This window comes from Euryhalocaulis caribicus (assembly GCF_000412185.1).
GTDB classification, from domain to species: domain Bacteria; phylum Pseudomonadota; class Alphaproteobacteria; order Caulobacterales; family Maricaulaceae; genus Euryhalocaulis; species Euryhalocaulis caribicus.
Map to the genome: position 1 here is coordinate 39,580 of NZ_ASJA01000005.1, position 22,654 is coordinate 62,233.

A 22,654-nucleotide genomic window follows, 5' to 3' on the forward strand; every position below is an offset into this window, starting at 1 on the left:
AGCTTCAAATCACGAAGAGGCGCCGCTTTCTCTGAATGGCCTCAGTTTCTGGCTGGATAGGGCCGGAGGCATCCTTTCTTTACGCAGACCAGTACGCATCAGACCGACGGCATCCGCCCGATCGACGGTTTCCTTGACAAGGCGTGGCGATGGGACCTCACTTGTGTGACGGGTCACAGGGGTCGGACGGTGGGCAGCAACAAGGGTTTGGAAAGCGCGGCGGTTGGCGGCCTGCTGACGCAGGATAAACTCGCCGAGCTGAACCGGCGCTATTCAAAGATACTGATACGCTATTTCTTGCGGTGTGGAGCGCTTCCGGATATCGCGGAAGATCTGGCTCAGGACGTGTTCGTGCGCCTGTCCGGACGCGCGGCGGCAACGCCGATCGAAAACGCCGAGGCCTATCTGATGCGGACGGCGTCATCGGTCTGGAAGGACCACGGACGCAGAATGAAAAGCCGCGCTCACAATGCCCATGTTGAATATGAGGATCCCAGACATGGCGGTGAGGAAATTTCTCCCGACCGCGTCTATGAAGGCAGGGAAGCGATAAGCCAGGTGCTGGAAGCCCTGAAGGCTTTAGACAAACGTACCCGGCATGTGTTCTTTCTTCGGCGTTTCGAGGGCATGTCTCAGAAAGAGGTGGCAAAGCGGCTCGGCATCTCTGTCAGCCTCGTCGAGAAGGAGATGATGAAGTCGATCGCTCATCTGGCCGACTGGTTGGGAGACCAGTGAATGAAAGATGATACCCCCCATTCCGAACGGGCGGTGAAGGAAACCGCAGCCTATTGGGCGATGCGGCTCGCCTCGGAAGATTGCGGCCCGGCTGACCGTGCGGCTTTTATAGCCTGGCGTGATGAGCATCCGGCGCGCGCGGCCATTTTTGAACGAACCGAACGGGCCTTGCGGACCGTCGACAGACATATGGGACATCCCGAACTTGAGGCGATGAGCCGGCAGGTTCTTGAGGAAACCGCCCCGAAACAGCCAGCGCCGCGGCGCTGGCTTGCGGCCGGTCTTGCTGCTGCGGTTCTCCTGGTCGCGGGCCTGTCCGCGCATTTGCTCACAGGGGTGGGCGTCGCCCCGGCCCCCGACTCGACCATGATGGCGCAGACCATGTACGAAACAGCAGTCGGCGAGCGTTCCACGGTGACGTTGCCGGACGGGTCGGTTGTCACGCTGAATACGAATTCGCGCATCAGGGTTGGCTTCGCGGAGGACCGTCGGGCTGTAGAGCTGGAGAATGGACAGGCTTTCTTCGAGGTCGCCAAGGATGCCTCGCGGCCGTTCGTCGTAAAGGCTGGCAACCAGCAGATCACAGCGATCGGAACTCGTTTCGATGTACGGTTCGATACACAGGCGGAAATCAGCGTCGTGCTTGTTGAAGGCCGCGTTGCGGTTGATGAAGTCGAGCCACTGCCATCGAAGACGGTTCTGGAGCAGGTTCCTGAAAAGCGGATAGAAATGTCTGCTGGGGAGAGGCTGGTCGCCAGCACCACTGAGGGGCGCAAGATCAGACCTGCGGATGTCGAGGATGCGACAAGCTGGCGAAACGGCCGGCTCATATTCCGGGGCGAACCGCTGGCCGAGGCGGTCGCGGAGGTCAACCGCTATACGACTTCAAAGCTACAGCTGGTTGATGATCCGCGTCTTGAAGAGATTACGGTGAGCGGAGTTTTCAATGTCGGCCGGCTGGAATCTTTTGTTCTGGCCGTCACGAGTGTGCACAGCATCGAGGCCCGCAAGACGCCCGGCGGCGAGACCGAATTGACGTGGCGCGAATAGCGCAGAGCGGCTGCATTCGGAGCCAAGCGAAAAATTTATTTTGAAAAATCCGTGAGGAAGTCTCTCCGGCTTTCGTCTGTCTTATCGGAAGGGCTGCAAACAGGCTCGGCCTGAATTTGCGACAAGGTATTGCGAGGGGGAGACATGAATCCGACACGGTCCACGAAAATTGGAAAAAACCGTCACTGCCGGAGCGCTGCGCTCGCCGGTGTGGCGTGGTTCGCGCTTGCGGGGGCGATGGCGAACGCGCAACCGGCGGAGGTAAGCTTCAATATTGAAGCGGACGATCTGGGTGATGCGCTGAACGAGTTCGCTATCCAGAGCGGGCAGGAGATTATTTTTGTCGAGGCGGAAACCGCCGGCAAGACGGCGACGCCGATCGATGGCGCATATACTCCGGATGAGGCGCTTGTCGCGCTGCTGGACGGAAGCGGGCTGGACTCCCGCACCAATGAGCTGGGCACCATACTGGTGGGCACGGTTGCGGCGCCAAAGACGCCTCCAGCAAAGAAGGCGCGGCGTGACGTCCCTTTTCGCCTCGCCCGGATGAACCAGGACGCTGAGGGGCAGGCAACGGCAGCCGGTCTTCCGGTCAGCGACAAGGATCAAGAGGAAGGCGATGATGGCGTGGCCAATGGCCGCGACACTATCATTGTCACTGGCACGAGTATCCGGGGCGTCATCCCCAATAGCTCCCCACTCGACATCTATGACCGGGATGATTTCGAGCGGCTTGGCATTTCGAACGTGGAGGGGCTTCTTTCGGCCATTCCACAAAATATCAATTCCACCACTTCGCTCAGCGCCAATACCGTGACGCGTGTTCCCAACGCGCGGAATATCAACGCGCCAGACCTGCGCGGCCTTGGCGCCGGGGCGACTCTCAGCCTGATCAATGGCCGCCGTCTGCCGCTTGCCAATGTGGGCCGCGCCGCGGACGTGTCCCTTGTGCCGCTCGGGGCCGTTGAAAGGGTGGAGGTGCTTACCGATGGCGCCTCGTCCATTTACGGCGCGGACGCCGTAGGCGGGGTGGTGAACTTCGTCCTGCGCGATGACTATGAGGGTGCACTAACATCCGCCAATTTTGCCGTGCGCGGAGAGGGTGGTTACGTCTCCAGCCAGCTTGATCAGACGCTTGGCGCAAGCTGGGATAGCGGTGGGGTAGTCGCCTCGCTTTCGGCGCGCTCATCCAGCCCCTTCAACGCCGCTGATGTCGATTTCAATGATTTGGATGAGACCACCCTCGCGCCGCTGGATCAGCGTTATTCAGCTTTTGTCTCGGCGCATCAGGATATCACCGACCGCATTGAACTGTTTGCCGATGCTCTGGTTTCCAACCGGAACACCAAGTCGATGGCCAGCGATACGCCGGGGACGGATTATGTCACGCATGGGGATACTCAGCAGGTCGTCGGCACGCTTGGTTTCCAGGCCGATATTCTGAAGGACATCAGATTCGAACTGGTCGGCACCTATGGGTCGAACAAGGACACGCTGCAAATCGCTCAGAGTACGAATTCTGGCTTTTCTGAATTTGCAAGCAAGCAAGTCTTCGATTCCCTCGACATCACCGGAAAGCTTGATGGAACGCTGCTTCGCTTCGCGAACCGGGATTTTCTTTTCGCGCTCGGCGGCGGGTACCTGAAGCAGGATATGTCGCTCGCCAGAATGAATTTGGACAGGGACACGACCTACGCCTTCGGCGAACTGCTCATTCCGGTCATCGGCGACGGACAGGCCTTGCCGCTAGTCCAGGCGCTCGAGGTCAACCTTTCCGGACGGTATACCGATACGTCCGATTTCGGCGAAAGCTTCGATCCGAAAGTCGGGGTCTTCTGGCGCTTGAATGACGATTTCTCGCTGCGGACAACCTGGGGGGAGGCCTTCAGGGCGCCGGAACTGCCCCAGTTGGTCGATGCGCCGCAGGGCTATGCCATCCTGCCTGTAACCTCGGCTGCGGGCGAATTTCCCGACCCATTCTCACCGGACCGCTCGACTGTCTATTTCGTTGCCGGGGAATACATGAATCCGGATCTCGACCCCGAAACCTCGACAGCCTTCACGGCCGGATTCGACTATCAATCGTCTTATTTTGAAGGCTTTTCACTATCGGGAACCTATTTCCATATCGACTATACTGACCGGATCGCCCTGGCGCCTCAGGAACAAGAGATTGCGGCCGACCCGGAAGGTTATGCCGAGCTGATCAGTCCCAAGGTCAATGATCAGGAGATCCTGGACTTCCTGTCTGATTCCCTTGGCGTCTTCGACTACCGGGACATGACCTATACGCCTACACCGGACGCCGAGGCCATCGCCGCCGACGTGACATATGTCATCCGCAACGGGCTGAGAAATATCGCCTCCCAGGAAACGTCCGGCATGGACCTGTCGGCCGAGTACAGGGGCGCTGTCGGAGAAACCGATTTTGATGTCGGTTTGAACGCGACCTTCATCTTCAAGAATGATCAACAGGCCACGGCCGGATCGCCCGTCGTCGCGCGCGCCGACACGATTACCTATCCTGTCGACCTGCGGGGGCGGGCCTATGCCGGTCTGACGCGGAACGGCTGGTCGGGACGTCTGATCCTCAACTACGTCGACAGCTACAAGAATACTTCTGTTTCGCCAGTGGAGAAGATCGACAGCTGGACCACGCTCGACCTGGTGGCGTCCTACAGCTTTTCCACGGAGGGCGGGGGCGTCCTGGAGGGGACCCGCCTCGGGTTCAACGTCCAGAATCTTTTTAATGAGGACCCGCCATTCGTCAGGTCCTTTGACGACCGGTTTGCCGTGACGCTGGCCGGGACAAATTACGATGCCAGCAATCATGATCCCTTCGGCCGTGTGTTCAGGGTCAGTCTCACCAAGGAATGGTGAGGCTGGCGTGTTGCCCCACATGACCGGATACCAGGAGGATAACTCATGAAAACACGCGGATTTATGTTTGCCGCGATTGCCGTTGCCTTGGTCCTGGCGGCGCCCCTGAGCGCTCCGGCCCTGGCGCAGGACAGTGTGTCCGGCAATGAGATGCGGGCGCCTCTGGCGGTGGGGGATGAGGCCCCGCCCTTGTCGATTGACCGATGGGCAAGCGGGCCTGCGGTCGATACGGCGAATCCGGATACGCCCTACGTGGTCGTATTCCACATCACGGCCTGCCCTTCCTGCCGTAAGTCGCTGCCTTATCTCGGCGAGCTGTCGCAGGCATACGGACAGGATGTTCCGATCGTGAATGTCTTCGCCCACGAATTGCCTGTGCCAAACGACCCCGAGGGGCTCGCCTCGATGGAGAAGGTTCGCTCACTCCTGGAAGCTGTGGGAGGCGCCACAGATATGTCTGTCGGTGTTGACGGACCTGGTCGTGAGATGGGCGACCAATGGGGCATATATGCGTTTCCAAGCGCCTATCTGGTGATTGATGGCGAAATTGCCTGGACCGGCGATCCGACCTGGCTTGAACCGGTGCTGGAGCAAGTGCGCGCCGGCACATTCGACCCGGAGGCCGCGCTGAAACAGCAGGAGGCCTACGACGCCAAAAAAGGAGCCGCGCGGACCGCGGCCATGGAAGAGGATTTTGACGGAGCGCTTGCAATCGCTGAGGAGCTTATCGCCAGCCATCCTCACGAAAGCTCACTCTACTTCATGAAATACCAGATTCTTCTCGATTCTGGACAGCAGGAGGCGGCGGACGGCTTTCTGGAGCAACTGATCGAGGCGGATCCGGAAGGGTTCGATTGGGATCATCTCGTGCCGATGACCTATCTCTTCCCGGAGGAGCCGAATTTTGCGCTGTCACTCAGAACGGCTGACAAGGCGATTGCTCGCGCCAGGTGGGACCTGGCCGTGGCCTCGCTTTTGTCTTGGAAGGCGAAGATCTATCTCGCACGCCACGATGCGCAGCAGCCTGACGACAAGCGCGACATAGAGAAGGCCGCCGAAGTTTTGAAGAAGGCTTTGGCCATAAGCGAGGCTGAGGGCGATATCCTGGACCGCCGGCGTTACGAGGCTGAACTTGCCTTCTTACAGTTCAGGCAGTGGGCGGGCGTCGACGATGAAATAGCAAGTAATTTCCTGAAATCGGTCCTCACCAAGGAAGCGCCGCGGGTGAATTGGGTTCGCTATGTCGAAGACGGGCTTCGCTACCAGGAAACGCCGGATTACGGGCTGCTCCTGTGGTCTGCCGACCGTGCCTATGCCGAGGCGTTCGATGAGACGATGGAGGCGGAGGCCCTGGCCAGCAAGGGCGCGGTCTATGCGGCCATGGCGAACTACCCCGATGCCATATCTCTCTATGAGGAAGCCGTTTCAAAAGTCCGCTTCGCCGCCAACCAGGACGCGCTCGCCGACTATGAGGAAGCGCTCTCATCGCTTCGTGAAAAGCTTTGAAGAGGGGCTTGCCATGACACGATTAAAAACGGCCCTGGCTTGCCTGTTCGCAGTTTTCCAGAGTGCGGCCGCCGCCCCGGAAGATCCCGGCGGCTGGCGCATCGAGGCGCCGGATAGGATGGCTCCCGGCGAGATCGCCAGCCTGGAACTTGTCTTCGATATCAATTCGCCCTGGCAGATGTATGCGCCGTCTTCACTCAACGACGCAATCGGCGTGGTTGGTCTCGCCGTCTCTCTCGATGCGCCCGAGGGTTTTGCTGTCTCACAGCCTGACTACCCGCGCCCGGTCAATATGGGCCGGTACGAAGTGTATGAGGGACCGCAGGCAACGGCCCGGATCAAGGTAAGGGCCGGCGCGGACGCCATGCCGGGCACATACAGATTGCAAGGGCAAGTTCAGTACCAGTTCTGCAAGCCGACCCTCTGCCTCCCGCCGCAGCGCGACAAGCTCGCTCTCGTGATCGAGGTGGAGTGAGGACGGCGGAGCTAGCAGAAATGGGTATGCCAGAGGAAACCGGTTTGAGCCGTGCCCGTGACATCAATACCGTCTCCGAATGGCCAACCGATTCTGCCATTCAATACACCACTTGAGGTGATCTGGTTGGCGGTGATGCCTTCGCCGCTCAACGCTAAAAGTAGATCGCGCCGCTGTCTTTGCCGAATGGCTCAGCTCGGTGCGGTCTCAGGTCGATAACTCGGCTCTACGGAGACCGGTTCGCATTCCCAGAATCGCGGACCAAGAGCCACTCAGGCAAGGGTTCAGCCTGTAACTACTCCGTATTTCTGGGAGGTTACGAGAATACCAGCAATCTGGGCCACGATGCTGCAGGCAGTATTCAAAGCGACAACGATCACAGCGAGCAGCCCGGCGCGCCACACTTTGGAAAGTCCCGACACGCCTGCATACGCTCCGCGATAGCCGGTTTGGAAGTGTATAAGGAACGAGACCATTGCGATCACGACGCCATATCCCACAAGCCAGTCGCCCGGTACGAACAGCATTATTGTCATGAAGACCGGCATCAAGCTTGCGCTCGGCACAATCGTCGCAAACAGGTAGCGCTGCCGGAGCGCTGTTGTCGTGGGCTCTCCCCAGAATGGATAGACCAGCGACAGCGCGACCATGCTGACGATGTGAAGAACAGGCACGAGCCCGAAGACCCACAGTACAGTCTCCTTGCCGACGTCTTCATAGGTCATGCCTTCGGGCAGGAGCAAACCGGCTTGGGCGAAGCCTGCGGCATAAGCGCTGATCATGCCGGCATTCTCGCCAATCCACCAAACCTGCAGCAAGGAATACAGCGCGAAGAAGGAAAGCCAGAGTCGGATCGACGGCGTATATGTGTCGTTCCAGTCGAGCGTCCTGGCGGCTGAAAAATAGCGTTTCGGGCGGACCCAGAGCACCCGCACTGACCGCAGCCCCCTCAGATTGAGACCGAACAGGTCTTCAGCCAATGCATCAATCGGCAGGGTGGCGAATTTGGGGTCGGCACTCTTCGTGGTCATTTCCTACCCCCGTCGCGCTTGGATTTATATTGGACGAACCGACCTCCGAAACGAGTCGGACGACTCGGCAGAAAGTTCGGCCGCGCTAAGCTGACAGGATTTTAGCGGGCAGACAAAGTATTGGACACCCTCGAATGGCCAGCTTCTGGCTGGACAGGGGCGGGTGCTTCCTTGGCTCTACGGAGACCGGTTCGCATCAGACTGAAAGCACCGCCATCGCTCTGCGAACAATCTTCTCTCTGTCCGTAATCTCGCCCTATGCCGTCGCCGCCTTACCGGTCTGGCGCGCCAGATCTATGAATGCCTTGAACGCGGCGGAGGGATTGCGCCGGCTGGGATAATACAGCGCCAGATCCGCGAATGGCGGCGTCCAGTCCTCGAGCACGCGCACGACGCGCTTCTCCTGGATGTCTTCGCGAATATCCTGTTCAAGCAGCAACCCTATGCCGACGCCTTCAAGAACAGCGGTGCGCATCAGGCTGGCCTCATCCAGAGTCAGTGATCCCGGCGCGTCTATCAGCGCGATTTCGCCGTCCTTCTCGAAGCGCCAGCGGAACAGGATTCCGTTCGGCAAACGGGCGCGGATGCAGCGATGGTTGAAAAGGTCTTGGGGCGTTTTCGGCGCGTCATGGGTTTCAAAATATTTCGCTGATCCGACGATGGCGTAGCGTTGCGGCCTTCCAAGCGGGACAGCGATCATGTCGGCTGGCACCATATCCGCCCGGCGCAGGCCCAGATCGAACCCTTCAGCGACGATATCGACCAGTCTTTCCTCGGTAACGATATCGATCTGTACCTCCGGGTAGCGGCGCAGGAATTCCAGAACCAGCGGAGACAGGATTTCACGGGCCCCGGCGGCGAAAGCGTTTATACGCAGAGTGCCGGTTGGCGTGGTTTGCTGCGAGCGGACCGCCTCCATGGCGGCGTGGATATCCTGCAGGGCGGGACTCATCTGTTCGATAAAGGCCCGGCCCGCATCCGTGAGCGAGACGCTTCAGGTCGTTCTGTTGAACAACCGCACGCCGAGATCCCCCTCAAGCTTGGCCACGGCATTGCTCAATGCGGTTGTCGATACGCCAAGGATGCGCGCGGCGGCGCGGAACGACCGCTCGCGCGCAATGGCGATGACGGCGTCGAGTTCGTTGAGCCCCGTTCGAAACATTGTCCCGAAATCCGCAATGGCAGGTCCCGTTTTATCCCGATTGTTGTCGCGTGTGTCCACGCCTAGATGGCTGGCGAACCCTGAAACCGCAGGAGATCGCCATGAAACTGCCCGCCCCTGTCAAACAATTCTTCGACGCCGATCAGGTCCCTCGGGGGCCCGCGCCGGTCAGCGCCTTTGCGGCGGACGCGTCCGTCAAGGATGAAGGAAAAATCCATGTCGGGCGCCGCGAGATCGCCCAGTGGTGGCAAGCAGCCAAGGCGCGATACCAACATACCGCGGAACCGCAGGAGGTCCTGGACAATGAGGGCCGAACGATCGTCCGTGCATTGGTCTCGGGAAATTTCCCCGGGAGTCCGGCCCGGCTGGCTTTTTCCTTCCTGCTTGAAGACGGAAGAATCTCACAACTGGAAATCGGGGCATGAGCGGCTTCCTGCAACTCCAGGACACGCGCGTTCTGATTACAGGGGGAACGCGCGGCGCGGGCGCTGCGACAGTCGCCCTGTTCCGTGAGCTTGGCGCCCATGTGCTGACAGCGGCGCGGACACGGCCTGATGCGACGCCCGAGGACATTTTCGTTTCCGCCGATCTTACAACGGCGCGCGGTTGCGCCGACCTTGCCGCCGCCGCGCGGGACCGCCTTGGCGGGGTCGATGTGCTTATTCACATGCTGGGCGGGTCCTCTGCGCCGGCTGGCGGATTCTCGGTGCTAGGCGACGCCGAATGGGCAAGGGAGCTTGATCTCAATTTGATGCCCGCCGTTCGTCTGGACCGCGCCCTGGTTCCTGACATGGTGGCGCGCGGGCGCGGCGCCGTCATTCACGTGACATCAATCCAGAGCAGACTTCCGCTGCCGGAGGCGACAACTGCCTATGCGGCTGCGAAGGCTGCGCTCTCCACCTACAGCAAAAGCCTGTCGAAGGAGGTTTCGCCCCATGGCGTGCGCGTCCTGCGCGTATCACCCGGCTGGATCGAGACGGAGGCGGCGATCAGCATGATCGAACGGGTCGCAAAGAGCGCCGGAGTCGACCGCGAAGGCGGCAAGAAAATCGTCATGGATTCGCTGGGCGGCATTCCAGCCGGCCGCCCCTCGAAGCCTGACGAGGTGGCCAATCTTATCGCCTTTCTCGCATCGGACCGCGCCGCCTCCATTACCGGCGCGGAGTACGTCATTGATGGCGGGACGATCCCCACAGTCTAGCGCCTTCACCCCCCTCTAACCCCAAGGAACAAGACAATGATCTCCGGTATCCGAAACACTGCAATGGCTGCGGCAACAATCGCGGCAATATCCGTCGCCGCGGACGCGGAAACGAACGCGCGCATCCCAGAAGATCAATCGGTGCGGAACGTCGTGCTGGTCCACGGCGCCTTTGCCGACGGTTCGGGCTGGCGCGGCGTTTATGACGATCTCGTCGCGCGCGGCTATCGCGTCACGATTGTGCAGAACCCTCTTACCTCGTTCGGTGACGACGTGCAGGCGACGCGCCGTATCCTGGCGCGGCAGGACGGGCCCAGCATTCTTGTCGGCCACTCTTATGGCGGATCGGTCATCACCGAGGCCGGGACCGGAGAGAACGTCGCTGGTCTTGTTTACGTTTCCGCGCTCGCCCCCGATGCGGGTGAAAGCACGGGGGACCAGTTCGCGGAGATACCGGCGCCTCCGGAATTCGTGATCGAGACCGGTCCCGACGGCTTCGGCTTCGTGAATTTGGAACTGTTCAAGGCAGGCTTCGCCGGCGACACGACTGACGCGGATGCGGCTTTCCTGCGGGACGCTCAGGTTCCCATCAATATGGAGATATTCGGCGAGCGGCTGACGCAGGCGGCATGGCGTCACAAGCCGAGCTGGGCGATCGTGGCGACGGAGGACCACGCGATCGATCCGCGTCTGCTGCGCCAGCAGGCTGAACGCGCCGGCGCCGAGATCACGGAAGTCGAGGCAAGCCATGTGCCCTTTATCACCCAGCCGCACGCCGTCGCCGAAGTAATCGACCAGGCGGCGCGCCAGGTCTCGACAGTGGCCGTGAATGAGTAGGACGGCGTTCGTGCGCCGCTTTGCCCGGGCGGCCGACGAGGCGCGCGGCCGCCGCCGTCCGCAGTTCCAGCATTCCCGATAACATCAGCAAGAGGAGCTTGGATCATGAGCTTTGTGAAAACACAGGACCGTACGGAGATTTTCTTCAAGGACTGGGGGGCGCGGGATGCGCAGCCCATCGTGTTCCATCACGGCTGGCCCCTGAGCGCCGATGATTGGGACAATCAGATGATGTATTTTCTCGGCGAAGGGTACCGGGTCATCGCCCATGACCGACGCGGCCATGGCCGGTCGACCCAGACATGGGAAGGCAACGAGATGGATACCTACGCCGCGGATGTCGCGGCGCTGGCAGATCATCTCGACCTGAAAGAGGCTGTCCATATCGGCCACTCCACCGGCGGCGGGGAGGTCGCCCGGTACGTCGCCCGCGCAAGGCCGGGACGGGTGGCCAAGGCCGTTCTCATCGGCGCCGTTCCGCCCATCATGGTCAAGACCGCCGCTAATCCGGGCGGGCTGCCGATTGAAGTGTTCGACGGTTTTCGGGACGCGCTGGTTGCCAACCGTGCGCAGTTCTTTCTCGATGTGCCGAGCGGGCCGTTCTACGGCTTCAACCGGCCGGGCGCGAAAGTCGATCAGGGCGTGATCTGGAACTGGTGGCGACAGGGCATGATGGGCGGCGCGAAGGCCCATTATGATTGCATCAAGGCCTTTTCCGAAACCGATTTTACCGAGGATCTAAGGGCGATCGATGTTCCCACCCTCGTGATGCACGGCGATGACGACCAGATTGTGCCGTATGCCGACTCCGCGCCGCTTTCGGTCGAGCTTTTGAAGCATGGGACGCTGAAGACATACGAAGGGCTGGGTCATGGAATGTGCACGATCAACCCGGATGTGGTGAATCGGGATCTCCTCGCTTTCATCAACGCGTAGCGGCGCGCCATTCTGGCTTTGCCGGAGGAAACGCGCTTGAGCGATTAACGAGTCCCGGCGAACCAACGCTTTCGTATTTCAAGGCATCAGCGGAGGTAATCGCCTTCCGCTGATGCTTCAGCGCAGCCTGAAAGCTGGGCCATTTCCGCTTTATGGAGCCGGGACGCATTCGCCTGACAAAGCCCTGTTTTCAAATAGCGTCCGATTTACGGTGGCAATACGCCAATAAGTCGATATAATGAACGTTCGTTCGTTATGGGAACATTTTATTGGGGTGTGGGCATGTCTCGAAATTCAAGAATTGGTGTATCCGCCTGGTTGGCGACAGTCATTTTCAGCTTACTGATTGGGGCTGCGAATGCGCAATCCACGGATTATTCCGAACTGACAGACGTATTTGCGGATTTCCAGAACTGGAAGGAAAACAATAGCCAAAGCCTTGATTTCCGGCCCGGGACGGTTGCCGCGCGCCTGGATGGAATTGAAACTCTGCAGGCGGATCTGGCGGCAATCGATCCGTCTGGATGGACCCCGTCCCAGAAGTCCGATTACCTGACTGTTCGCGCTCAAATCGACGAACAAGAGTTCATTTTCCGCGTTACGCGCCCCTGGACGCGCGATCCGGCCTTCTATGTCGCGAAAATGCTGACGCCGGCATTTACCGAATTGCCGGTGGAAGGTGCGGCGCTGGAGGAGCTGACGGCCCAGATGCGCATGGTGCCGGACCTCACGGCGCAGGCAAAGTCGAACCTGACCGAAGGCGCGGCGGATTACGCGGATCTGGCGATCTCCTATCTCACCGAATCCGATGGCGTTGAGCAGGATTATCCGCCCCGCGACCCGATCCCGGCGGGCCTGATTGGCTGGTACGAGGATATTCTGGGCCGCGCGAAGACCGAGCAGCCGGCGCTCGTGCCCGATATCGAGGCCGCCCTGGCCAGCATTGAGGATTTCCATGCCTGGCTGGTCGAAAAGCGCCCGGAAATGGACGCCCCGAACGGCGTGGGCGAAGAGGCGTTGAACTGGTTCGTCCAGAATGCGCTGCTGATGCCCTACACCGCCGAGGAAATGCTGGTGCTGTCAGAGCGCGAGCTGGACCGCCTTTGGGCCTTCTATGCACTGGAGCGGCATCGCAATCGCGGCTTGCCCGAAATAACGCTTCCCGAGTCTGCGGCCGAGTATCAGCAACGTGTCGCCGAGACCGACGAAAAAGTCCGGCGCTGGCTGGTGGAGGAAGACTTCATCACGATCCCGGATTTCATTCCCGAGGACTGGCAAGAGATGGGCTATAACGTGCCGTGGATCGAGCGCGCGACCCCACCCAATTTCTGGGAGCAGGTCCAGTACCGTAACCCCTCGCCCGATCATCTTCATGCTGTCATTCCCGGTCACCGTTTCGATGACCGCGTCGCGAGCGAACTGGACAATCCCATCCGCCGGGAGGTCAGTTTCGGGGCGCGCTGGCAGGGTTGGGCCGTTTATCTGGAAGAAGGGCCGCTTCAGGCGGGGTTCTTCGAGGATGATCCGCGCACGCGCGAACTCATCTATATCTTTGGCATCTGGCGGGCCGCCCGCAGCGTCGGGGACATTCGACATCAGCTGAACGAGATGAATTCGGAAGAGTCGGTGGATTACTGGATCAGCCAGACCCCGCTTCTGGATCGCAATGTCGCGCGCAAATACGCCTATCTGCGTCCTTCGCCGGGGCATGGGCTGGAGTACACGATCGGCAATATCCAGATGTTCCGCCTGCTGGCGGACCGCAAGCGGCAGCTGGGAGAGGACTTCGTGCTGGAGGAATTCCACGACGACTTCATCATGCGCGGCCGCATTTCCATGGCGCTGATCCGCTACGAAATGACCGGCTATGAAGGCGATGTGGAGAAATTCTGGAATCGCACTCCGCTGGAAGACGTGCTCGACTAGACGCTGGACGCATTCGTCCAATCAGGAGAGACATCGTATGCGAAAGATGGCGGCCGGCCTGTTCTTGACCGGGGTCCTGACGGCCGGCCCCGCCGCCGCCCAGGAAGCCTTAAATCCCGCGCTTCCCAAAATCCTGCCCTTGGCCGAACGGGCCGCGCTGGAAGACGCCTGGCTGGAAAACCGGCTCGACACGGTCATCCCGCAGCTCATGCGCCGCGAAGGCGTGGATATGTGGATGCTGGTCGCGCGCGAATATAATGAAGACCCGGTCGTCAAGACGATGCTGCCGGCGACATGGCTGGCGGCGCGGCGGCGGACAGTCCTGATCTTCCACGACCGGGGCGGGGCGGGCGTCGAACGTCTGGCCGTCGCGCGCTACCCGGTTGGCCCGTTCCCCTCCGCCTGGGACGCCGACGCCGAGCCCGACCAGTGGCGGCGCATACGCGAGATCATCGAGGAACGCGATCCCGAAACCATCGCCGTGAATGTTTCCGAGCATGTCGCGCTGGCCGACGGCCTGTCGATGGGCGAGGGCGAGGCGCTGGAGACCGCGCTAGGCGATTATGCTGACCGGATCGTGCGCAATGACCGGCTGGGAATCGGCTGGCTGGAAACGCGCACTGAAGCGGAAATGGAGGTCTATCCAACCATTGTCCGCATCGCCCACGCCATCATTGGCGAAGGTTTTTCTGATGCCGTGGTCACGCCAGGCGAGACAACGGCGGAGGACCTTGTCTGGTGGTATCGCGAACGCATCGCGGGACTGAAGCTGGACACATGGTTCCACCCCAGCGTCAATATCCAGCGCCCGGGCGCGGAGACTTTCGCGATCGAGACGATGGGCATTGAACGCGCAAACACCATTCAGCGCGGCGACCTGCTGCATGTCGATTTCGGCATCGACTATCTGGGCCTGAAGACCGACACCCAGCACCATGCCTATGTCCTGAAAGAGGGCGAAACGGACGCGCCGGACGGCCTGAAGGCGGGACTGGCCGCGGCCAACGCGGTGCAGGATGCGCTGACGGCGGAATTCAGGGCCGGGCGCACCGGCAACGAAGTTTTGATGGCGTCCCGCGCAACAGCGCTGGCGCAAGGCCTCAACCCGACAATCTACACCCACCCCATCGGCTATCACGGTCACGGGGCCGGGCCGTGGATCGGCATGTGGGAGCGTCAGGCGCCGGTGCCGGGCAAGGGCGAATATCTGGTCCGTCCCGACACCGCCTGGTCGATAGAGCTGAACGCGCAATACGACGTCCCCGAATGGGGCGGCCAGACGGTGCGCTTCATGCTGGAAGAGGACGCCTATTTCGACGGTCAGACGGTGCGCTATCTCGATGGCCGTCAGGACCGGTTCCATCTGATTGGCGCGTCTGCGCAAGAATAACACCCGCCTCTGGAGCCTTGATGAGCGAGCGTATCTCCGAACCCTGGACGTTGCAGGAAGAAGAATGGCGGCGTCTGATCGGCCGCGTGCGGGCCGGCAGGGCGTTGAAGCCCGCCGCGTGGCCCGGCGGGGCGCGTTGCGCTGTCGCGTTGTCCTTTGACTGCGATCACGAAACGTTTGAACTGGGCGGCGGCGGGACGGCGACGGGGCGTCTGGCCTGGGGCGAGTTCGGCCGCCGGGTCGGCGTGCCGCGCATTCTGGCCTCGCTTGCCCGTCATGACGTTCCGGCCAGCTTTTTCATGCCGGCTGTCTGCGCGCAGATCGACCCGGACGAGACCCGCCGCATCGTGGACGCCGGGCATGAGGTCGGCCTGCATGGCTGGATCCACGAGAATAATTCCCTGCTGGATGAGGCGACCGAACGCGAGCTGACCCTTCGCGCGCGCGATGTTCTGGAAAAGACGATGGGCCGCGCGCCTGTCGGGTTCCGCTCGGCCAACTGGGACCTCAGCCCCAACACGATCGGCATCGTGAAAGAGATGGGGCTGGAATATGACAGCTCGCTGATGGCTGACGAGTCCTGTTACGAACTGGTCTGCGATGGGGAGCCGACAGGCGTGGTGGAGGTCCCGGTGGAGTGGCTGCGCGACGATGCGGTCTATCTGATGTTCAACCGCTCGCCCGCCACGCGCCCCTGGACCCCGCCGGACGATGTCTATGCGATCTTCAAGCGGGAACTGGACGCGGCCTGGGAAGAGGGCGGTCTGTTCCAGTTGGTGATGCATCCCTTCGTAATCGGCTATCGCTCACGCATCTGGATGCTGGATGCGCTGATCGAACACGCCCGGGAGAAGGGCGATATATGGTTCGGCACGCATGCCGAAGTGGCGCGATGGGCGCGGGAAAATCCCGCGCCCTGAGCTTGCATCTAGTTGGCGGTCAGCTTTTCGATCTGATCGCCTTCGCCGGTCATTTCCCAGCGCAGCAGGGACACCGGAATCACGCCGCGGCCATCCATGTCTTCAAGGAAATCGGCGAGCACGAAATCCTCGCCTTCCTGCATGGCGTAATCGGCCATCAGCTCTTCCACCAGATGCTTGCCGGTGATGTAGCTGGTGCCGTAGCCCGGCTGCCGCAGATAGAGCTGTTGCTCCGATCCCAGAAGGTCCAGATCCCGCCGCATCCAGTTGCGCGGGGTCCATTCCACATGGAAGTCGGAGGCTTCCTGCATGGTGAATTCATTGGCTTGAGCGTAGAGCGAGGCAAGGCCCCGCGCCGCGCGCGCCGCCTGCATGATCCAGACGATCTCCCGCGCCCGCGGATTATCGTCATACAGGCCCGCATGCATGAACATTTCCTCGACCGCGGTGGCCACGCCCTCGGCGCGGCTGTCGAAGATATTATAGAGCAGCGCGCCCTGCCGGACGGGGCTCTGCGTCGGGTGCTGCTTGATCCGGGCCAGGTCCCACCAGTGATAGAAATGCGTCCACAGCGTCATCGGCTCGCGATGGGTCGCCTGCGCGAAGAAGTTCCGGGTTTCCGGCGGCGCATAGACGCCGATCTTCTCCATCAGGGCCGGCTCCATGTAATCCTTCACATGGACGATTTCGCCGTCCTCCATGAAGGCCATGTATTTGCGCACGCGATCCTTGGCCAGCGCCTCGTATTCCTCGGCGCTTGATACCGGCTCCAGCGGCGGCAGGTCGCGGTTGCGGTGTTCTTCCAGCTTCAGAGAGGTGATGGCGCGCTTCAGTTCGCGCTTCATCAGCATCACCTCGTCCTCCCAGGTCATCGGGATCAGGTGAACATTCTGGAGATACCAGGTGTAGTTCTCCTTCCCGACGCCGGACGGTCCGGTCTTGGAATCCGCTTCCGCTTCCAGCCATTCGGCGAAGGCCCGCGTCGATGTCAGGGCCTCATCGACCGCCGCGCGAAGCTCCGGGCCGGCGTCTTCCGTGCGCTTTGCCAGATCCTCGAGCACGCCGGCCTGTTCCTCGATCGTGAAGATGCCGGCGGTCCACAGATCCCGGGCATTTCCGTCCAGATTTTCCCGCGCCTGTTCGTTCAGCGGGGGAATGACGGACAGGTCCTTGGTCAGGCGCGCCTCCTCGGCGGCGGTCAGCGGAAAATCATAGGTCCACAGTTCCGTGACGGCGTGATGCGTCGGGCCTTCATGTCCCGGCGTGTCGCTCTCATAGGTCCAGACGGATTTGTAGAAGGCGGGGTCCCGCGCCCACGGGCGCAACACGCGGATATTGAAATCCAGACCGTTCATCTCGGCCCGGACGATCTGATAGTCGACCTGCCGGGGCACGGGCCAGCCGTTCGGATCGATCGCTTCAAGCCGCGCGCGATAAGTTTCCAGACCGGCCTGTTTTTCGGCCATGGCCGCGTCGCTGTAATCGGGCGCGCCGTCCGTCATCTCCGGCGTTTCAAAATCACGCCAGTCTTCAAACAGGGCGAGGAGGGTTTCGTAATCGGTCATTGTTCCGGACTCTTGGGCTGTTGCGGCCGGGACATTGGCGCATATCGCCAGAGCCGCCATGAAAGCGGCGGTCAGGACGCCGCCTGGCTTCAGAAATCGTCTCATCAATCTTTCCTCTTCTATCTGGTCAATTTTCGGCCAATGCCGGATTCCCGCCGCGCCGAAATCCACCGGCCCGCAATCTCACCGCTGGTTCCGGTCAGAGGGCTGATGGCCAGATCGCCAAACCCGGCTGTTCGAAGCCGGCGGCCCTCGGCCTCCAGGGCGTCCGCCGTCGGCGCGGCGCGGGCGAGGGCGTCCATACGCGCGGCGTGATCCCTCATTCGCGTTTCCATCGCCTCGATCATGCGGGAGATTTCGGGCAGCGGCGTATGGTCGGCCAGGGTCTGCAATTCCAGCGCATTGCCGATCAGCCCGGAAATAAGGTTCGGGTTCTCTTCCCGCTCCGCCCGCGCCCGCATGGCCTTCAGAATTTGGTCCATTTGTCCGGCTGTTTCGGTCGAGCGCGCCTTGAAGAAATTTTGAAGCGCCGCTGCAAACCCCAGCTCATCCAGCGCCCATCCAATCTGCTCCGACTGGGCGCTGTTCTGGCGCACGACCGCGCCATCGGCGGCATGGACAAGAAACAGGATCCGCCCGCGGCAGACGCGCGCGGCCTCTGTGGCGGCCGCCTGCAAGCCGGCGTATTCAACACCGAACTGGCTTGTGACCAGGTCCTGCGACAGATCGGGAAGGGGCAGGCGGGCGGCGTCCGCCCCGCCGATGAATTTCGCGGCGCCGGATTGAAAGACCGCGCCGTGGCGCCCGGGCGGAGGATTGGCGCGGTCCAGCCCGGTCAGGTTTGCGGCGCGGCCCGGTTTGATCGCGCGCCGGCCGGTCTCCAGAACCGCGCCCTTGCCGGTTGCGATGTCCAGAACGCAAGCGCCGTCGTCCAGAGCGGCGAAGGCCTCGCGCCAGCCAACGCTAATGGCCTCCCGAACGGCGGGGGGCAGTTCCGCCGTGCAGGCGTCCGCCGGGGCGCGGCCCCAGTATTCGCCCCATAGCTCGTTGCTGTCGCGGCGCGGCGCGTCTGGACTCAAGCCCGGCACGCTATCGCATTTCGGCGATTTCATCTCCACGTCCGGTCATTTCCCAGCGGATGAGAGAGATCGGGATGAGACCGCTGGCGTGAAATGCGTCATGGAATTCCTTGAGGTCGAAATCATCGCCCAGCTGCTGCGCACGTTCGGACAGAAGCGCCTCCAGATGCACCTTGCCCATATAATAGCCGATGCCATAGCCCGGCTGGCGCAGATAAAGCTCCAGATCGAAACGCGCGATGGAATCCTGCGGCCCCATCCATTTCGGCGTGCGCGTGGTCAGCGAGGCCAGCGCCTCGTCATAGGTCCACTCATTGCTGTGCAGTTTCAGCTCCGGCAGGACGCGCGCGGCGCGCTTGACCTGAAGAATATAGGTAATGATCCGGGCGTTCGGGCGGCTGTCCAACAAACCCGCCTGCAGGATGAATTCCTCCAGATAAAAGGCCCAGCCTTCGATGCGCGGCCCATCGATGAAATACAGCCGGTCCGCGCTGCGGATCGGGCGCGTATCGCGCGCGCCCATCATCTGGTCGAACAAATGCCCCGGCAGGTTATGCGCGCGCAGGGCGTGCGGATTGCGGTCCTCGGCCTGACGGAAGAAATGCCGGCGGATCGGCGCCTCGAACGGGCCGCCCTTTTCGGGATCACGGTCGCCCGGCAGAACGTACGGGCCTTCGCCGACCGGCGGCTCCAGCCAGTCCGGAACGGTCATCACGTCCTTCTCGCGGAAATATTCCAGAATGTCGTGATCGGCCGCGTTGCGGCGGCGCTCGAACTCTTCAAGCGTTTCCGCCGGTTCGATCATCGGCAGGCCCTTGTGTTCGTGCTCCTCGATTTTCAGGAATGTCATGGAGCGCTCATACTCGCGCTGGGCCAGGATGCGCATCTCCTCCCAGGAATAGGGGAAGAGCAGAACGTGCTTCAGATACCAGTCGTAATTTTCGCGGCCGACGCCGCCATAGGCCGGAAGGGATGCTTCCACGCTCTCAAGCCAGGCAATGAATTCAGCCGTGGCCGCGCGCGCGCTATCCGCCGCCTGCGCCAGTTCGGGGTCGTCCTGCGCCGTCTTGCGGGCCAGTTCGGCATAAACATTCTGTTCGATGTTTTTCTGCTGAATAGCCAGCCGCGCCAGATCGCCCCGCGCATCGGTCAGGTTGCTACGCGCCTGCGCCAGAATTGCTGGAACCGCATTCAGTTTTCCGATCAGCGCATTGCGCTCGTCCGCCGGGACAGGCGCTGACGGGGCGGGCATCGCGCCCGCCATTTTCGGTCCAAAGCCCAGATTGGTGGTGGAATAAAAGCCCGGGTCGCGCGCCCACGGGCGTACAACGCGATGCTGGAAATCCAGTCCCCGCAGCTCGGCCAGAACCAGCATGTAATCGACCCGGCGCGGGATCGGCCATGCGCTGTCGTCGATCTGCTCAAGCTCGGCCAGCATCGCGCGGACCTGCGCGTGCTGATCGGTCATGGCGGCGGCGCTGTAATCGGGGACGCCGTTGACGATTTGCGGCTCGGCGATGGCGCGGAAACGGTCGAAAAGACCGGTCAGCTCTTCATAGCCCGGCGGCGGCGCAGCGGGCGCCGGCTCCTGCGTCAGGCCGGAGCCAACAAGCACAAGCTGGAGCGCCAGCGCCCCGCATATGGAACGAAATTTCATGATTTTCCCCCACGCGTCAGGCGCGGCCGGTCCGGCCGCGCGGTGCTGGCCGGGGCGCTAGGCGGCGAGTTCCGCCTCAAACCTTGCGGCCAGCCCTTCAATTTTTTTCATCACGGCAAACAGCTTGTCGCGGCGCTCCACGCCCTCCGCCCCCAGCTCCGCAAAGCGGGTCAGCGGCGGGCGGACATCGCCGACCGGGTAACCGGCGGCCTCGGCCAGCGCCTTGGAATAGCACTGGTGACCATAGGTCGGGTGGCCCTCGGAAACGATTTCGTCCATTTCGGCCAGCAGGGCCGCAATCTTCCGCGCCGGTTCGATATGTCCTTCGACCAGGAAGTCCCACAGACGCGAGGTCGAATAGGGCAGGTAATTGCCGTAGGGATTAACGTAGCCAACCGCGCCCAGAAGATAGCTTTCGACCGGCCGTTCCCCGGCAAAGACGTTCATTACGCCCTCGGTGCGCTCCACAATGTCGTAGACCCGCCCGACATCCATGCTCGCTTCCTTGATATAGCGGACATTGTCGAAATCACGGGTCAGGCGCGCGATGAGATCGGCCGACATGTCGACATTCGACGTCACCGGGTTGTTATAGAGCATGATCGGCACGGAGACCGCTTCGGAGATCGCTTTGTAATAGGCGTGAATCTCGTCCTCGGTCGGGGTGTAATAATAAGGCGGAATGATCATCAGCCCGTCGGCGCCCAACTCTTCGGCCTGACGGCTGAAGCGCACGGCCTTGGGCGTGTACGCATCCATTGAGCCGACCAGAACGTCCAGCCGCCCGTCAGCGTGCGCCACGGTCGTCTCGATGATCAGATTGCGTTCGTCTTCGGAGAGGGCGAGAAATTCGCCTGTCGTGCCAAGGATAATAATTCCGGGCGCTCTGGATTCTATCTGCCAGTCGATAAAGCGTTTGAGAGATTTTACGCACACCGCGTCGCCGTTCTCGGTGAACGGCGTAATGGCGACCGTGTAACTACCCCGGAATTGTTTTGTCATGCACGCCCCCTCCTATGATCCGCCCCACGTCGATTTGATGGCGCCGACTCGCAAATCTACATTTGTTGCCCGAATTATAGACCAAAAAATGATCGTCTAGCGAACAAAAGTTAGCATAGCGGTCAAAATTTATTCGGCAACTATTCTCGCTCAGTTTGCGGTGGCGGGCGGCGCCGATTTAGCGGATATAGCTGGCGCCATTCACGTCCAGCGTGGCGCCGCTGAGCTGCCGGACTTCCCCCGTGGAAAGGAAATTTACAAGGTTCGCCAGTTCGGCGGGTGAAACCCATTCGCCCATGGCGAGGCTCTGTGTGACTTTTTCTTCTCCGCCCTGACTTCTGGCAAAATCTTCGGACAGGCGCGTGCGGACAACGCCCGGAGCAATGATATAGGCGAGGATGTTTTCCCTGGCGTAGGCGCGGGCAATTGATTGCGTGGCCGCGGCCACGGCTGCCTTGGAGGCGCCATAGGCGATCGTGTCGGGGTTGCCGACGCCGCGTTGCGCCGCCCAGCTGGAAAGCGTGATGATCACGCCGCCGCCGGTTTCCCGATAATGCCGCACGGCGCGGCGAAGCAGGCGGACAGGCCCGAGAACATTGATGTTCAGCGTGTCGCGCCAGACCTTGTCCCAGTCCTCCAGCGGGGCGTCGAAGCCCCCGTTCCACATCATCGTTGCGGCGTTGTTGACGAAAATATCCACCTTGCCGCGCCAGCGCTCGGCCTCGTCCCAGAGCGCCTCCACCGAATCCAGGTCGTTGAGATCCGCGCCCACAAGCAGCTTGCGCTCGTCCGGGATATCGCTGGTTGCCTCCTCCGCGCCGGCGCGGTCGGATCCGTAATGCGCAATCACATATGCGCCGGACTGGCCGAGCCTTTCAACGATTGCGCGGCCAATGCCCTTGGAGGCTCCGGTTACCAGAATCGTTTTGTTTTTCAGATCGGTCATGATGCTCTCTATATGGTTGGCGCGCTGGCGTGCGTACGATCAATCCGGCGCTGAATATTCTCTTCAGTGAAGCCTGAAGATAGCGCCTAGCAAAATCAAAACGTACGCACAGCAAAAAAAGTTCGGTAAGCGCCCAAATTTAGTTGACATTAAAAAGTCATCTGTTCACGCTGGCTAGTGGGACAAGTCGTTTATCGGGATCTCGTGGTGGGATCTGAGAGGGCGGCAAAATGGACCGCGGTTTTGTCGCCGGTGTGGCGCTATTTGCTGTGCCGGCGTGAATTCTGACGGTCCTCAATCGACTATTGGGGGATCTGATGAAGTCATCAGTTGGCAAATTCGGCACAGACAAGCGT

General features: G+C 61.2%; 18 protein-coding genes and 1 pseudogene. 12 read left to right on the plus strand and 7 right to left on the minus strand.

From position 1 onward, the window contains the following. Window positions 1-189 precede the first annotated feature (189 nt). From L338_RS05595 to L338_RS17565, 5 genes are all read left to right on the plus strand, one after another. A complete protein-coding gene (locus L338_RS05595) occupies window positions 190-735 on the plus strand; it encodes an RNA polymerase sigma factor (RefSeq protein WP_161624601.1) in 546 nt (181 codons plus the stop codon). A gap of 33 nt (window positions 736-768) precedes the next feature. Then, window positions 769-1,785 (plus strand): FecR family protein, encoded by a 1,017-nt coding sequence (locus L338_RS16425; RefSeq protein ID WP_161624602.1) that lies wholly within the window; start codon window positions 769-771, stop codon window positions 1,783-1,785. A 144-nt stretch (window positions 1,786-1,929) separates the two neighbouring features. Then, complete coding sequence (locus tag L338_RS05605) at window positions 1,930-4,665, plus strand: TonB-dependent receptor (RefSeq protein ID WP_081639487.1); 2,736 nt, start codon at window positions 1,930-1,932, stop codon at window positions 4,663-4,665. 45 nt (window positions 4,666-4,710) lie between these two features. Next, entirely contained in the window at window positions 4,711-6,171 is a 1,461-nt protein-coding gene (locus L338_RS17560) for a thioredoxin family protein (protein WP_022697391.1), read from the plus strand. 13 nt (window positions 6,172-6,184) lie between these two features. Continuing rightward, window positions 6,185-6,646 carry a protein-disulfide reductase DsbD domain-containing protein gene (locus tag L338_RS17565; protein WP_022697392.1) on the plus strand — a complete coding sequence of 154 codons (462 nt, stop codon included), beginning with the start codon at window positions 6,185-6,187 and terminating at the stop codon, window positions 6,644-6,646. 284 nt (window positions 6,647-6,930) lie between these two features. Here L338_RS17565 and L338_RS05620 read toward each other — a convergent pair whose 3' ends face one another. Both L338_RS05620 and L338_RS05625 read right to left on the minus strand, forming a co-directional pair. Next, window positions 6,931-7,677, minus strand: a complete 747-nt coding sequence (locus tag L338_RS05620; protein ID WP_022697393.1) for a hypothetical protein — start codon at window positions 7,675-7,677, stop codon at window positions 6,931-6,933. Between the two features lie 256 nt (window positions 7,678-7,933). Then, window positions 7,934-8,839: pseudogene (locus tag L338_RS05625) on the minus strand (LysR family transcriptional regulator). Window positions 8,840-8,940: 101 nt separating this feature from the next. Here L338_RS05625 and L338_RS05630 point away from each other — a divergent pair. The 7 genes from L338_RS05630 to L338_RS05660 all read left to right on the plus strand — a co-directional run bounded on the left by L338_RS05630 (window position 8,941) and on the right by L338_RS05660 (window position 16,049). After that, window positions 8,941-9,264 (plus strand): nuclear transport factor 2 family protein, encoded by a 324-nt coding sequence (locus L338_RS05630; RefSeq protein WP_022697394.1) that lies wholly within the window; start codon window positions 8,941-8,943, stop codon window positions 9,262-9,264. Beyond that, on the plus strand, window positions 9,261-10,040 hold the full coding sequence (locus L338_RS05635; protein ID WP_022697395.1) for an SDR family oxidoreductase: 780 nt from the start codon (window positions 9,261-9,263) through the stop codon (window positions 10,038-10,040). Before L338_RS05630 ends, L338_RS05635 begins: the two co-directional genes overlap by 4 nt. 36 nt (window positions 10,041-10,076) lie before the next feature. Further along, on the plus strand, window positions 10,077-10,877 hold the full coding sequence (locus L338_RS05640) for an alpha/beta fold hydrolase (protein WP_022697396.1): 801 nt from the start codon (window positions 10,077-10,079) through the stop codon (window positions 10,875-10,877). 105 nt (window positions 10,878-10,982) lie between these two features. Next, a complete protein-coding gene (locus L338_RS05645; protein WP_022697397.1) occupies window positions 10,983-11,813 on the plus strand; it encodes an alpha/beta fold hydrolase in 831 nt (276 codons plus the stop codon). 318 nt (window positions 11,814-12,131) lie between these two features. Next, entirely contained in the window at window positions 12,132-13,739 is a 1,608-nt protein-coding gene (locus L338_RS05650; protein WP_022697398.1) for a DUF885 family protein, read from the plus strand. A 37-nt stretch (window positions 13,740-13,776) separates the two neighbouring features. Then, window positions 13,777-15,129 (plus strand): M24 family metallopeptidase, encoded by a 1,353-nt coding sequence (locus tag L338_RS05655; protein WP_022697399.1) that lies wholly within the window; start codon window positions 13,777-13,779, stop codon window positions 15,127-15,129. Window positions 15,130-15,149: 20 nt separating this feature from the next. Then, window positions 15,150-16,049 carry a polysaccharide deacetylase family protein gene (locus tag L338_RS05660; RefSeq protein ID WP_022697400.1) on the plus strand — a complete coding sequence of 300 codons (900 nt, stop codon included), beginning with the start codon at window positions 15,150-15,152 and terminating at the stop codon, window positions 16,047-16,049. A gap of 8 nt (window positions 16,050-16,057) precedes the next feature. Here the strand turns inward: L338_RS05660 and L338_RS05665 are convergent, their stop codons facing one another. The 5 genes from L338_RS05665 to L338_RS05685 all read right to left on the minus strand — a co-directional run bounded on the left by L338_RS05665 (window position 16,058) and on the right by L338_RS05685 (window position 22,298). Continuing rightward, a complete protein-coding gene (locus L338_RS05665) occupies window positions 16,058-17,719 on the minus strand; it encodes a DUF885 family protein (RefSeq protein WP_022697401.1) in 1,662 nt (553 codons plus the stop codon). Between the two features lie 14 nt (window positions 17,720-17,733). After that, on the minus strand, window positions 17,734-18,726 hold the full coding sequence (locus L338_RS05670) for a class I SAM-dependent methyltransferase (protein WP_022697402.1): 993 nt from the start codon (window positions 18,724-18,726) through the stop codon (window positions 17,734-17,736). After that, window positions 18,704-20,350 (minus strand): DUF885 family protein, encoded by a 1,647-nt coding sequence (locus tag L338_RS05675; protein WP_022697403.1) that lies wholly within the window; start codon window positions 20,348-20,350, stop codon window positions 18,704-18,706. Before L338_RS05675 ends, L338_RS05670 begins: the two co-directional genes overlap by 23 nt. A gap of 57 nt (window positions 20,351-20,407) precedes the next feature. Continuing rightward, the gene (locus tag L338_RS05680) at window positions 20,408-21,352 is read right to left on the minus strand and encodes a dihydrodipicolinate synthase family protein (RefSeq protein ID WP_022697404.1); all 945 of its coding nucleotides are present in this window, start codon (window positions 21,350-21,352) and stop codon (window positions 20,408-20,410) included. A 178-nt stretch (window positions 21,353-21,530) separates the two neighbouring features. Beyond that, window positions 21,531-22,298 carry an SDR family NAD(P)-dependent oxidoreductase gene (locus L338_RS05685; protein WP_022697405.1) on the minus strand — a complete coding sequence of 256 codons (768 nt, stop codon included), beginning with the start codon at window positions 22,296-22,298 and terminating at the stop codon, window positions 21,531-21,533. Window positions 22,299-22,654: the final 356 nt, after the last annotated feature.